Origin of the sequence: Nocardia mangyaensis (genome assembly GCF_001886715.1) — a bacterium.
GTDB lineage: Bacteria > Actinomycetota > Actinomycetes > Mycobacteriales > Mycobacteriaceae > Nocardia > Nocardia mangyaensis.
Genome location: NZ_CP018082.1, coordinates 6,070,802 through 6,083,575 on the forward strand (window position 1 = coordinate 6,070,802; position 12,774 = coordinate 6,083,575).

10 protein-coding genes are annotated in these 12,774 nt (G+C 67.6%); 1 reads left to right on the plus strand and 9 read right to left on the minus strand.

Translation table 11 applies throughout. From position 1 onward, the window contains the following. Window position 1: 1 nt before the first annotated feature. The 7 genes from BOX37_RS27610 to BOX37_RS27640 form a co-directional block, all read right to left on the minus strand. A complete protein-coding gene (locus BOX37_RS27610) occupies window positions 2-1,000 on the minus strand; it encodes a GAF domain-containing protein (RefSeq protein WP_156910575.1) in 999 nt (332 codons plus the stop codon). Between the two features lie 4 nt (window positions 1,001-1,004). Next, on the minus strand, window positions 1,005-2,822 hold the full coding sequence (locus BOX37_RS27615) for a putative bifunctional diguanylate cyclase/phosphodiesterase (protein WP_071931937.1): 1,818 nt from the start codon (window positions 2,820-2,822) through the stop codon (window positions 1,005-1,007). Window positions 2,823-2,889: 67 nt separating this feature from the next. After that, on the minus strand, window positions 2,890-5,013 hold the full coding sequence (locus BOX37_RS27620) for an Rv1355c family protein (RefSeq protein ID WP_071930185.1): 2,124 nt from the start codon (window positions 5,011-5,013) through the stop codon (window positions 2,890-2,892). After that, complete coding sequence (locus BOX37_RS27625) at window positions 5,010-5,744, minus strand: hypothetical protein (protein ID WP_156910576.1); 735 nt, start codon at window positions 5,742-5,744, stop codon at window positions 5,010-5,012. Before BOX37_RS27625 ends, BOX37_RS27620 begins: the two co-directional genes overlap by 4 nt. Window positions 5,745-5,961: 217 nt before the next feature. Beyond that, on the minus strand, window positions 5,962-6,396 hold the full coding sequence (locus BOX37_RS27630) for an AraC family transcriptional regulator (protein WP_071930187.1): 435 nt from the start codon (window positions 6,394-6,396) through the stop codon (window positions 5,962-5,964). Further along, a complete protein-coding gene (locus tag BOX37_RS27635; RefSeq protein ID WP_071930188.1) occupies window positions 6,393-6,836 on the minus strand; it encodes a GyrI-like domain-containing protein in 444 nt (147 codons plus the stop codon). The genes BOX37_RS27630 and BOX37_RS27635 overlap by 4 nt, the downstream gene beginning before the upstream one ends. Before the next feature lie 128 nt (window positions 6,837-6,964). Further along, window positions 6,965-7,894, minus strand: coding sequence for an alpha/beta hydrolase (locus BOX37_RS27640; protein ID WP_071930189.1), 930 nt, complete (start codon window positions 7,892-7,894; stop codon window positions 6,965-6,967). Window positions 7,895-8,220: 326 nt separating this feature from the next. Between BOX37_RS27640 and BOX37_RS27645 the strand changes: the two genes are divergently transcribed. Beyond that, window positions 8,221-9,693, plus strand: a complete 1,473-nt coding sequence (locus tag BOX37_RS27645) for an MDR family MFS transporter (RefSeq protein ID WP_071930190.1) — start codon at window positions 8,221-8,223, stop codon at window positions 9,691-9,693. A gap of 42 nt (window positions 9,694-9,735) precedes the next feature. Here BOX37_RS27645 and BOX37_RS27650 read toward each other — a convergent pair whose 3' ends face one another. Further along, window positions 9,736-12,027, minus strand: coding sequence for a hypothetical protein (locus BOX37_RS27650; RefSeq protein ID WP_071930191.1), 2,292 nt, complete (start codon window positions 12,025-12,027; stop codon window positions 9,736-9,738). A gap of 109 nt (window positions 12,028-12,136) precedes the next feature. Then, a complete protein-coding gene (locus BOX37_RS27655; RefSeq protein ID WP_071930192.1) occupies window positions 12,137-12,769 on the minus strand; it encodes a TetR/AcrR family transcriptional regulator in 633 nt (210 codons plus the stop codon). Between the last annotated feature and the right edge of the window lie 5 nt (window positions 12,770-12,774).

Here is a 12,774-nt window from a genome sequence, read left to right on the forward strand (position 1 = left end):
ACTAACCGGTCGACGCCGGGTCTTCGGACCAGACGCGCAGCAGCCCGTGGCGCGAGTCCGTGGTGCTGATCGCGACCAGTTCGGCCTGCGCGGTGACCCACCCGCCCGCGGTGAAGCGGACCCGCAGGGTCAGCCGTCGCGATGTCCCCGGCTGCCGCGCGAGATCGCTACACGCGGCGCGCAACGCGGCCAGATCCCGCGGATCGATCGTCGGCCGTTCCACCGCCCATCGGTCCAGCGGGGGCAGCGGCTCGGCGGCCCATTCGTAGATCAGCGCGCTGGTCAGCGCGATGATCCCCACGCCGACGCCACTGTTCTGCGACACCGCGCGCAGCATGGTCACGTCGGGATCGGCGACCGGAGCCGCGGGCCCGTGCTCGGGAATCGCGTGCATGAGCGCGCTGATCCTGCGCTGCTTCGGAAGCGCCCTGGTGATCATCTGGAACCGGCGGACACGCTCGTCGTCGCCGAGCATGTCGACCTCGCCCTGCCAGCACCCGCCCGCTCCGACCTGAGCGACCATCGCGAAGTAGTCGAGCCTGCCGTCGAAGCGGACCATCCGCCCGAACGCGTCCGGCGGCGTTCGCACCACGCGTACCTGCTCGGGTTCGCGGGCGAAGACGAGTTCCTCGAGCCCGGGACCATGATGGGCCAGTTCGGTATCGGCTTCCCAGTCCCACGCGGCCACCCGCCGCTTCGGCGGCACCGGCGCGTCCAGCGGTCCCACCCACAGCTGGATACCGTGCACATCACCGAACGCGCAGAACACCGGTTCGGCCACCACCAGCAGATCGCCCTCACTCACCCGCACCGGCGCGCCCTCGATCCCACAGCGCCGCACGGCCTCGAGGACCACCCGCGCCCGCGACTGGCCGACCTGCCTGCGCAGCCGCGCGGTGCCCGCCCACGGCCGGGCTTGCGCGTCCACCGCGACAAGGGTGGGCGCGAGATCCTCGTCGAGGGTCTCCACCAGCCACCAGCCACCGACTGGAGTCGTCACCCGCTCAGCTCGGCGCCACGCCGCGTCCCGCGCGGGGCAGATCGAGATCGAGGGGGATGCGGCCTTCGCGCAGCTGCGCCTCGACTTCCTCGGCGGGCATCGGCCGCGCGATGAGGAAGCCCTGCGCGCGGTAGCAGCCGAGGCCGACCAGCGTGCGGGCCGCCATCGGTGTCTCGACGCCCTCGCCGACCACGCCGAGGCCGAACGAACCGGCCAGCCCGATGATCGACTTCACGATGGCCAGGTCGTCGTTGCTGTCGCCGAGCCGCTGCACGAAGCCGCGGTCGATCTTCACCGCGTCTACCGGCAGCGCCTTGAGGTGCGACAGCGAGGAGTAGCCGGTGCCGAAGTCGTCGATGGCGATCTGTACACCCATCCGCTTGAGCCCGCGCAGGGTGAGCCGGGTCCGCACGAGATCCTGCACCACCACGTGCTCGGTGATCTCGAGGCAGACCGAACTGCCGTCGATGCCGAACAGGCGCAGGATGTCCTCGATGCGCTCGACGAAATCGGCGCTGACCAGCTGCACTGGCGAGACATTGATCCGGATCACCACATTGGCGGCCAGCCCGCGCCTGCGCCAGTCGGCGAACTGCGAGCAGGCCGATCGGATCACCCAGCGGCCGAGCTCACCGGCCAGATTGGTGGCCTCGGCGACCGAGACGAAAGCACCCGGCGGCAGCAGGCCCCTGGTCGGATGCTGCCAGCGCACCAGCGCTTCCAACGCCACGATCCGCCCGGTGCGCAGGTCCACCTCGGGCTGGTAGTGCAGCACCATCGAGCCGTCCGAGACCGCGCTGCGCAAATTGACCTCGACGTCATCCTGGAGTTCGAACTGCAACCGCATGGCGTCGGTGAACACCGCGACCCCGTTGCCGCCGCCGGACTTCGCCGAGAGCAGTGCGTGGTCGGCGCGGCGCAGCACGTCCGAGACGGTGGTCTCGCCGGGTACGCCGAGCGCGACGCCAACGCTCACCCCGCGACTCACCGACTCCTGCCCCACCGAGACCCGCCGCCCCACCAGCTCCTGGATCCGGTTGGCCTCCAGTTCGGCGGCCACCGGGTCGATGGTCTTGGCGAGCACGATGACGAACTCGTCGCCACCGAGCCGGGCGATCATGTCATCGGGTTCGAAGTTCTCGCGTAGCCTGGCCGAAAGGGCGCGGATGAAGTTGTCGCCCGCGTTGTGCCCGAGGAAGTCGTTGAGGGCCTTGAGCCGGTCGAGGTCGAGGAAGAAGGTGGCGACCGGACCGGGATTGCCCGGAGCCAGGCGCTGCTCCATGTATTCCAGTAAGGCCCGCCGGTTGGCCAGGCCGGTGAGATCGTCGTGCGAGGCGATGTAGCGCAGCCGGTCCTCGGCCTCGACCCTGGCCTGTAACTGGGCGAACAGGGCCGCGATGGCCTTGAGGACGTTCAGTTCTCGGGTGGTCCAGGCGCGGTCGCCGCGCCGGACGAAGCCGAGCACACCGGTGGCTTTACCACGGGAGACCAGCGGCACGAACGCGGTGACCACCGAGGCAACGCCGGTAGCCCGGCGGATGGTCTCCTGATAGTCGGGGTACTCGTCACCGCGACTCACCACGATCGGCTCGATGGCATGTTCGCTGGCCCGAAACAGCGAATCGGCCCGATCGAACTCGATCACGCGCAGCGGGTCGGGTTCGGGTGGCTCGGGCCGTCGCGGCCACTCCGCGACAAGGACGGTCCGGCGATGCTCGTGGTCGGTGTGGCGCAGGTAGGCGAAATCGACATCGAAGTAGGCCACCAGATCCGCGAGCACCTGCTCACTGGCCGGGACCATCGTCGTGGCGTCGACACCCATCAACTCCGAGGCGACCTGCGTCACCAACGAGTCGAGGTTTCGCCGAGGCACCGCTTCTCCGATCGTGCTATCTGTCGTTCCCTGAACCGAGTACAGGGAGCCTGGCACTCCGCACTGTGGGAGCGGGCGCGTAGCTCAGTCGCAGTACCAGAGCGACCTGCTCGTGCCCGGGGATTCTCATCAGTGCGGAGAACCGTTTGTGGACCGAGGCAAGTGTATCTGTGAATGCGGCGGATACGTCGCGCAAATCATCGGCATTCCGTGCGTAGAGAAATACCGGTGACACCGGCTGCACCGCCAGCCCCAGCTTCTGCGCAGCAATCCACACTCTCTCGACGGCGGAGCCGCCCTTCACATAACCGGCGAGACCCTCGTTCGCCGGGAACCCGATCGCGATCACCGCGGCACTGGACAGCACCCGGTCACGGAGGTATTCGCCCAGCGCCCGCCCACCGGACCAATCCCGCAAATAGGCCATCACATCGGCACGCGCGCCGATGCGCATCTTCGCCTGCTCGTCGGCGGTGAGTTCCAGGCTCCGCACGTCGAGCCCGGTACGCAGGTCCTCATCGGGTTGGCGCAGTTCACCGAACATCTCAGTGTGCAAATGGTCGGTCAGGTATCGGACACGGTCGGCTTCGGCGAGCAGGTCGGCCACCTCCGCGATCCCGGTTTCGTCGGCGACGGCATACACCCTCGCGCCGTCCGCCGCGGCGGCACGTGCGAGGGTGTCGAGCACATCCGGGGCCAGCGGCGCCCCGGTACCGAGACTTCGGTTGGTCTCTCGCCCGAGCATGTGCGGATAGTCGGCCGCCAGGTCGGGGTCGGTGCCGCTGCCCAAGCGCAGAGTCACCGAGACCGGGCTCTCCCCGCCCAGCACGATCTCCGACGACCCCAGCAAACCGACAGCGGCAGCGGCTACGCGGGCGTTGTGCATGGCCGCGCCGAGCGCGACCGCACTGCCGCGAAAGCCGATGTCCATGGCAGAGCTACGGTCCGGGTCGAGCGATATGTGAACAACTTCACCGTCGACGCGCACCGCCCATGGCTGGGCGTTTCCGCCGGACGGCGCCCGCTCGATACTGTGCAGAATCCGCTCCACCGATGTCGATGGCTCGACCGCGAGCACCGGCGGCACCCCGGAGAGCGGGTCCGCGACCAGCGGCTCGGCGAGTTCATCGAGCGCCCGCTCGAGGTCGACGCGAACGCGCCCGGACGGCAACGGCTGGTCCAGCCCGATCCGCCGCAAGGCAGTAGCGATCGTCGCCGCACCGAGCGCGACCTCACCGGCCAATTGGGGCCAGGTGGTCACCGACTCGTCGATCTCGGCCAGGCTCGCGGCGAACCGCGGCGACAATTGGGTCGCGTCGAGAATCCGCATGACGTGTGGTGCCTTGTCCCTGGTCGCCAAACCACGCAGAGCAGCAACGTCGACATCACCGAGCAGCCCGTGGAACGGTCGGCGATCGGGCTCCAGATCGAACCGCTCCACATCCAACAGGCCGCGATCGTTGGTTTCCATCAGCACTGGAACGCGGTGTCGGCGAGCAGCCTCCCGCGCCGCGATCTTCACATCGAGCGAGTCACAGGCTTCGACGAGTACCGAAAGCCCTTGCAGGAACTCATCGATCGAATCGTCGTCGACTCCGGCCCGAAAGACCTCGACCGGCAGATATGGGTCGAGTTCGGCGATCCGGCGGGCGGTGACGACACACTTGTTCAGGCCGATGTCGAACAGTCCGCCGGGGATGCGATTCAGATTCGACAGCTCGACGATGTCGGCGTCCGCGAGCCGCAGCCGCCCGCAAATGCCTTCGAGCGCGGCGACATAGGCGATCTCGTGGCCCGAGCTCTGCCCGATGACGCCGATCGTGCGGCCACGCAGTCGTCGTTGCTCGGCGACGGTCAGCTTGTTGCGGTTGCGGTCGAGCCGGATGGCGTTGAACCCCTGGGCCCCGACCACCGCGAGCAGCGCCGATCGCCACGGGTAGTACACCCAGCGATCATCGGCCGGATCGGCGTCCGGCGCGCGGTGGATCCGACGGAGTTCGGCTCGCAGACCGGCACGCAGATCGACGACTTCGATCCGCGCGTCAGCCCGCAGCCGCGTCAGTTCGGCGGCGTCACCGGGGTCGTTCTCGTTCAGGACCTGCGGGCGAAAGACGTCATGTGGTGCGAGATCTCGACTCACTTGCGGCGGGACCGTTCCGACGTTCGGGCACGCGCCGCTACCAGCTGTTCGCGTTCACTGCTGATCAGTTCGTGCTGGTCCGGGCTCGCCGTCGAGAGGTCGTCGAGGTCCCACCACACCGGTACGGTGACGTACCGTTCGTCGGGGTAGGCGACCGGCGAGACCCCCGGTGGCTGGCGCGCGCCGGTGGCGTCATAGAGGTCCAGGCAGTGCAGTGGGCTCGCGCCGAAGACATAGCGCGCGTCGAGCAGCCAGGCCGCGTGCGGGATGGCGCGAGCCAGCAGGGCTCCGATTCCGGGCCTGCGCGGCAACGCTCGCGACGACCACGCGCCTTTGGTCTCGATGACTCCCAAGGGAATTCGCTCGACGAGCTCCGACCGCAACGCGGCTTCGTCCGGCGTGCCGATCCAGGGTTGGAACCCGGCGATCTCGTCGGCGGTCAGGTGCGGCCCGTGCGCGCGCATCCCGGCCACCATCGTTGCCTCGGAATCGATCACGGCGAAGAATCCCGCCGTTGATTGCCCGTCCGCGATGGACTCGAAATCCAGGACGACTTCAACTCCGTAGTGCTGGTAAACATTCAGCGCACCATCGACGTATTGTCGCCACAGCTCGGGAAGTTCCGACGGGGTGCCGAAGAGAACGTCGCATCCCGACCGTTCTTCGAAGTACCGCAACCCACCCGCATCCGTACCACCGACCGCGTCAGTCGAGTCGGTGTGAACCGACACCCTCATACAACTCCGTACCTACACGCTCGTCGGCATTGCCCGACCGGTCAAAGATTTTCTAGCAGTATCCGTCATCCGGAACGAATCCACCAGACCAGCGGCAAATCTCCCGACAACCGCCTGAGTAATTTGAAGTATCCCCAGGTCAGAGGGGGTGTTACCAACATGTGACGATCAATACCGACCGAGCGGTACTCATTGAGTTAACTCATGGTTATCACACGGTGATCGAGATGAACAGCTCGACGGTGTCCGGACCGTGCCAGACCTCGATCTCCTCGCGATAGGCACGCGAGATCTCCGCCGAGGCGGTGGCGTCGTCGACCTGGGCCCAGACGTCCTCGACCGGGTCGTGATAGTCGCCGTTCGGCGCGAAGCGCGCGTAGACGCCCTTGGGCACGCACACCATCAGATCGCCGACGGGAACCTCGCCGGGCGCGTCGTATTCCCTGGCCACCAAGGCATTCCAGTTGCCTGCCGGATCGGGGACATACACGGTGTGCAGCGGTTCGCCGCCCTCGGGGCGGTCGCGCAGCCGGTCCTTGAGGAACTCGATCAGATCGCTGTTGCTCACCTTGAAGTTCGGGTGCACCTTGGGCACCGCCAGTCCGCCGTACAGCGCGGCGCCGCGCACCACGATCGAATAGCTCATCGCGGGTCTACCGCCAGATAGAGGTCGATCTTGTACGCGTGCGGGTAGCACTCGAAATCGCCGGTGAAGGTGCGCTTGATCTGGTTGTGCTCCTCGGCGAAGGCGATCTGGGTCCACAGATCCGTCATCACCTGCGGAAAGTTGCCGACCGAGGAAAAGCGCGCGTAGGTGCCACGCGGCAGCCTGGCCGCCAGATGCCCTCGGGTCACCTGGTCGAGGGATTCGCACTGATAGCCGACGATCTGGGTGTTGTAGGTGCTCAGCTCACCGGTGTAGTCGGTGTAGGCACTGGCCAGCGGGCCGGCGAGATCCTGGTGCAGGACCGCCGACCACGCGGCTTCGAGATCCCGGTCGCGCAGCTCACCGAGTGCGCGTTTGGGACTGCGGACCGGTAGACCGGCCACCCATGTCTCGTCCCGCTCGACGATTTCGAACTGCATTGATGACTCTCTCGAAGGGTCGGCTCGGTCGCGTCATGCTATCAACATCGATCGCTGACGCGGTGGATCACCGAGTTGTGGCTCCCCCAACCTAACCCATCTGAGCTGGACAAATGTCCACCAGCCGCTCAGGCGCCGATGGCGGCCGCCAGGTGCGGCCAGGCTTCGTACAGATCGGTTTCGAACTGTCCCCAGGTGTGTGAGCCCGTCGGGCGGTGGAGGTAGGTGGCGGGAATGCCGAGCTGACCGAGCCTGCCCGCGAAGGCGGCGGTGCAGGTGCCCGCGATGGCCTCCACCGGGGGCATCGGCAGGCCACGATCGGCGGGGCCGGGGACACCGGTGGCGGCGGACAGGAAGAGCGTCTTGCCCGCGAGTCGGCCGGCATTGGCGAACACATCGTGTTGCTGCCACACCGGGCCGCCCGGCAGCCCCCACATGTTGCCGGGGTTGCCGCCGCCGCGCACGGCCTGCGCGCTGGCCATGGCGATGCCGAGTGGGTCCGCGGCCCAGGGACAGCCGCTCATCGCCGCGACCGCGCTGAATCGCGGCCCGCTCTGGATGGCCAGGTCCAGCGCCGAGGCCGCGCTCATCGAGACACCGGCGATGGCATTGCGGCCGCTGGTGCTCAGCGTCCGGTCGATCACTCCGGGTAGTTCCTGGGTCAGGTAGGTCTCCCAGCGCACCCGTCCGACGCCCGGATCGTCGGAAATCCAGTCGGTGTACAGAGTGAACGCACCGCCGACGGGCATCACCACGTTGACGAACTTGTCGGCGAAGAAGTGGCGAACGCCGGTGTTGTCCCACCAGGAGATGCCATCGGAACCGCCGCCCGCGCCGGTCAGCAGATACAGCGTCGGAGCTCCCGCCCCGGCGGCCTTGATCACCTTGTTCTCGATCACCCGGCCCATCGCGGGCGAATAGACATCGATCTGGGCGGCACGGCCACCGAGCCCCACCTCGCCCGCCACCTGTGCCCCCGGATCGGCCGTCGCCGTCGCCGGCACCAGCGCGGCGACGATCGCGCACACCACAGCAAGCCACACCCTCGATGTAGTCATCTTTCCGGTATACCCCGAGGTCCCGACAGCACACCCGTGGCAGATGCCGGGCCTGCTGGAATCGGGGTCCACTCGCCCGCCAGTGGAAGAGGGTTGCGCCGACGAGGGTGACCGGGCTCACCATTCGCGATCACGGCGGTCCAGATACCGCCTTGATCAGCGATTCCGCCCCTGTTTCGCCGGACTCGGAACGGGAAAACCACGTGATTTGTGTCAGTGGTGAGCGGAATACTGACCCGCGCCCGATGAGTTGGACCCACGGAATCAGTCTTCTCTCTCGAGGCCACCGATCGCCCTGCCGCTCCCCTGCATCCGGAGGTACCCCGATGTCCGTCGATCCATCCGCACCCACCAAGAAGGGGCGGACGCCGATCGTCATCCAGGTACTGGTGCTGGCGACCTTCGTCGTGATCCTCAACGAGACGATCATGATCAACGCCATCCCGCGGTTGATGGCGGATCTCGAGATCACCGAGCGGGCCGCGCAGTGGGTGTCGACCGCGTTCATGCTCACGATGGCCGCGATCATTCCGACCACGGGGTGGTTCCTGCAGCGGGTCACCACCCGCCGCGCCTATGGACTCGCGATGGGCGTGTTCATCGCAGGAACCGCGTTGTCGATGATCGCGCCGACCTTCGAGGTGCTGCTGATCGGCCGGATCATCCAGGCCGGTGGCACCGCGGTGATGATGCCGCTGCTGATGACCACACTGATGACCGTCGTGGCCGAGCGGGATCGCGGCCGGGTGATGGGCAATGTCACCCTCGCGATCTCGGTGGCACCCGCGATGGGGCCGGTCATCTCCGGGCTGGTACTGCAGATCGGCTCGTGGCGTTGGCTTTTCGCGCTGATGTTGCCGATCGCCGGTGCCGTCACGTGGCTGGGTCTGCGGCAGCTGGAGAACGTCGGTGAACCGCAGGCCGGTGCCATCGACCTGCTCAGTGTCGCGCTGGCCGCGCTCGGTTTCGGTGGTCTGGTCTTCGGTCTGAGCCGGTTCGAGAGCGGCAGCTACGCCGAACCCCTGCTGATCGTCGGCGCCGGCCTGGCGCTCGTGCTGCTCTTCGCGTGGCGGCAGACGCGCCTGCAGCGCACCGGCACCCCCCTGCTGGATCTGCGGGTCCTGCTGTCGGGTACCTACACCAAGGCGGTCGTGCTGATGGCCATCGCGTTCCTGGCGATGATGGGCTCGATGATCCTGCTGCCGCTGTACCTGCAGAACCTGCGGGATCTGAGTCCGCTGGAGACCGGCATGCTGGTGATGCCGGGTGGGCTGGCGATGGGTCTGCTCGGCCCCACTGTCGGACGCCTCTTCGACCAGTTCGGTGGCCGCCTGCTGGTGATCCCCGGTTCGATCGGCATCGCCGTCTCGCTGGCCGGCTTCACCCAGATCTCGCTGACCATGCCGTACTGGCAGCTGCTGGCCCTGCACATCCTGCTGATGGTCTCCCTCGCGGCGGCCTTCACCCCGGTGTTCACCCTCGGCCTCGGCGCGTTGCCGATGAACCTGTACTCGCACGGCAGCTCCATGCTGGGCACCCTGCAGCAGGTCGCGGCCGCCTTCGGCACCGCCCTGGTGGTCACCGTGATGTCCACGCGCAGCACCAGTCTCATCGCCGACGGCACCGACCCCACCACCGCCACCCTCGACGGTATGCGCCTGGCCTTCCTGATCTCGGCCGCCCTGTCCCTGATCGTCATCGTCATGGCCGTCCTGCTCCCCAACCGAGCGGCCGCCAACCCCCACACCACCGCGGAACCCTCCGACGAGCCCGAAACCCCAGCGCTCGTCAAGAACTGACCCCGAACTCGTCGTGCGGAGCACGGCCAGGTGCGCGAATCGCTACCGGGCCAGTACCTTTCCGCTCTCGCCACCCGCTCGGCCGGTGTCGGTGTCCGCCGCATCGGTAGGCACCGGCGGTTCGTCGGCCGGGTGGGTGTCGGCGGACTCCGGACGTCGGCGGTTGCGGACGAACCACCAGTGCAGCAGGCCGATCCCGGTCAGGCCGAGCGCGAGGATGGTGGCGCCCAGGTACATGCCGGGCGGGCGCCAGGTGACCTCGAGGTGGGCGTTCTCGGTGCCCGGGGGGATGGTGACGGAGACGAAGATGTCGTCGAGAGCTTCGACGTCGAGGTCGCGGCCGTCCAGGGTGGCGCGGTAGCCGGGCCAGGCCAGGCGGGCGAAGGTCACTCGGCCGCCGGTTTCGGACGAGACCCGGGCCGTGCTCGTATAGCCGGATTCGGCGGTCGAGACGGCGTCCACGCCGGTGCCGACATCGGCGATCCGGCCGTTGTCGGTGGAGATCGGCCCACCGTCGCGCTCGAGTACCCAGATCCATTTGTCGTTGGGTGGGTAGTCCACCCAGTGCCATCCGGGCGGCGGTGGCTGCCACCGCGCGTCGGGGTAGACCAGGCGCATCAGGGTGATCCGATCGACCTTCATCAGGTCGACGATCGGCTTTCCGGTCGCCGGTTCGATCTCGAAGATCTTGCCGAAGGATTCAGCGCAGGTGCTGCCCTCCCAGAACATGCAGGTGCGTTCCGAGAACGCCCGGTTGCCGATCGGCGTGTAGCCGTTGACGTAGGTCACGCCGGGGACCTCGGCGGAGAAGCCCACGACCAGTGAGGTGTAGACGCCGTCGCTGTTCTTGGCGTCACCAGGGAAGATCTGGCTGTTGCCCAACTGCAGTGTGGTGCCGTCGAAGTCGGGGAATCGGGCCTTGGCTTCGGAACGGCTCTCCGGCAGATTCCAGGACATCGGGTGCGGGAAGGACTCGTTCACCTGGTAGTACGCGATCGGCGCTATGGTCACCAGTAGCGCCGCACACGCCGCTGTCCGTCCCCATTTCGCGTACAGCAGCGCCACGACCGCGCCGAGCACGATCACGACCAGCGCCGCGACGAGGTGCACCCGAATCCGGTCGTAGGGCGCCGAAGCCACCGAACGCACCCACAGCAGCGCCACCAGCCCCACCGCCACCGCGACCCGGGTCCGCCAGTTGGCGAAGCTACCGTGCCGACTCAGCAGCACACACCCGAGCACCAGCAGGGCGAGCGCGAGCATCGGCAGGACCCGCGCGGGCCAGCGCAGCGGTCCGAGTGTCGCGGGCCCCGCCGTCCAGACCAGGGTGATCAAGGCGAAGAAGGCGATGCCACTGATCTCGCGCGCGGACTTCGCGGCCGCCTTCCAGTCGATGAAGGCCAGACCCGGGATGAGGAACCAGGCGATATAGACGACCGGGAACGGCTGGATCAGGCCGAACCAAGAATTGAACGACGGCAAGGTCGTCGGCAGGCTCGCATTCAACGACTCCGACCAGGGCACCGTCATGAAGCCGTCGTTGCGGATCGCGCCGTCGGCGACCCGCCAGGTCGCGTCCGAGGACAGCAGACTCGGCAGATAGGTGATCGCCCCCGCCAGCCCGGCGCAACCGGCGGCGAGCAGCAGCCGCAGCGACGGCCACGGCGTGCGCTGATACACCCATTCCCCCGCCGCCACGGCCACGATCATCACCGCGGCTTCGACTCCCGGCCACACGTAGCCGATGGTGATGGTGAAGTACAGGAACACGAAGACCGGGATCGGTCCGCTCTGGCCCCTGGCATAACGGACTCCCGACGCCCACGCGTGCGCCAGCCAGGCGGTGCCGACCAGACCCAGCGCCCACGAGGCCTGGTCCAGGAACAGCAGCCACCCGGAGAAGCAGAACGCCACCCCGGCCACCGCCGCCCACGGCGGTTGCGCCCGATAGGCCAGGCAGATCCGGAAGACGCCGAGCGCGAGAATGATCGAGTAGGCCAGCTTGACCACGGTGGCCAGCACGACCATGTTGTCGAACGAAGGTGCGATAGCCGCGACCAACAGCTGCGGCGGGTTGAACAGACTCGCCTGACCTTCGACCAGGTAGTTGCCCGCCATCCAACGCTCGGGTTCGAGGCCAGGAAAAGCGCCGTCCCTGAGGTGCCGCCCCACCGTCAGCCACAGCGGAACATACTGTGCCTCGGTGTCATCGGTATAGAAATGCCTGGCATTCGCCAGCAGCACTCCCACATACCCCGCGATCACCCCGAGCACGGTGACCGCGGCCCACACCGCCGTCGTCCGCCGTGTGTCCCGCGAACCCTCGTCCTCCATAGCTCCGGGACATTACCTGGGGCCCAGCATGGCTCACCTCGCACCCGGGCCGACCCCAGGTGCCTTCGAGCAGCGTGCCCGATTCGCACGGAGCTCTGTCACGATGCGTTCAGCGATCGAAGTGACGACACCGTCCGGTGAAGACGATCGCGATCACTGGACGCAGTACGGCGTCGACGAGGTCGGAGCTGCCCGCGAGGTCCTTCTCGACCGACAGGGAGTCGGCCAGGCCGCGGGTGGTCGCGCTGATCATCGATGCCGCGGTGGCGCTGTCGGTGGCGGGGCGCACCTCACCGCATTCCTTGCCGTTCTCGATGGCGGTGGCGATCCGTTCGCGCAGTTCGAGGTCGGCTCGGCGGGCGACCTCGGCCAGGTCGGGACTGTTCAGCGAGAGCGTCCACAGGCTGCGCTCGACGCGGAACTCGACGGTTCGATCCCCATCGAGCGGAAGCAGTTCGGTCAGGCCCGCGAGCAGCATCGCCGAGATCGGGCGTCCGGCGGCTTCGCCGGCGCGGATGTGGGTGGCGACCCGGTCGGCGCTGCGGCGCAGGCAGTCCTCGTACGAAAACCGCAGCAGCTCATCCTTGTTCGCGAAGTAGTGCTGGATCAGCCCGACCGAGACACCCGCCTCGGCGGCGACCCGGGTGAACGACACCCGGTTCAGCCCCTCGGCGGCGAGCAGGCGCTGGAAGGCATGCGTCATCACCGCGCGGCGCTGGTCGTGGTCGGCAACTCTGGGCATGGACA

What these genes read in the sequence shown, in the direction of transcription:
- BOX37_RS27615 (WP_071931937.1), bottom strand. Translation starts at nt 2,822, where the DNA reads ATGGGTGTCGACGCCACGACGATGGTCCCGGCCAGTGAGCAGGTGCTC.
- BOX37_RS27630 (WP_071930187.1), bottom strand. Translation starts at nt 6,396, where the DNA reads ATGAGCTATTCGATCGTGGTGCGCGGCGCCGCGCTGTACGGCGGACTG.
- BOX37_RS27635 (WP_071930188.1), bottom strand. Translation starts at nt 6,836, where the DNA reads ATGCAGTTCGAAATCGTCGAGCGGGACGAGACATGGGTGGCCGGTCTA.
- BOX37_RS27640 (WP_071930189.1), bottom strand. Translation starts at nt 7,894, where the DNA reads ATGACTACATCGAGGGTGTGGCTTGCTGTGGTGTGCGCGATCGTCGCC.
- BOX37_RS27645 (WP_071930190.1), top strand. Translation starts at nt 8,221, where the DNA reads ATGTCCGTCGATCCATCCGCACCCACCAAGAAGGGGCGGACGCCGATC.
- BOX37_RS27650 (WP_071930191.1), bottom strand. Translation starts at nt 12,027, where the DNA reads ATGGAGGACGAGGGTTCGCGGGACACACGGCGGACGACGGCGGTGTGG.
- BOX37_RS27655 (WP_071930192.1), bottom strand. Translation starts at nt 12,769, where the DNA reads ATGCCCAGAGTTGCCGACCACGACCAGCGCCGCGCGGTGATGACGCAT.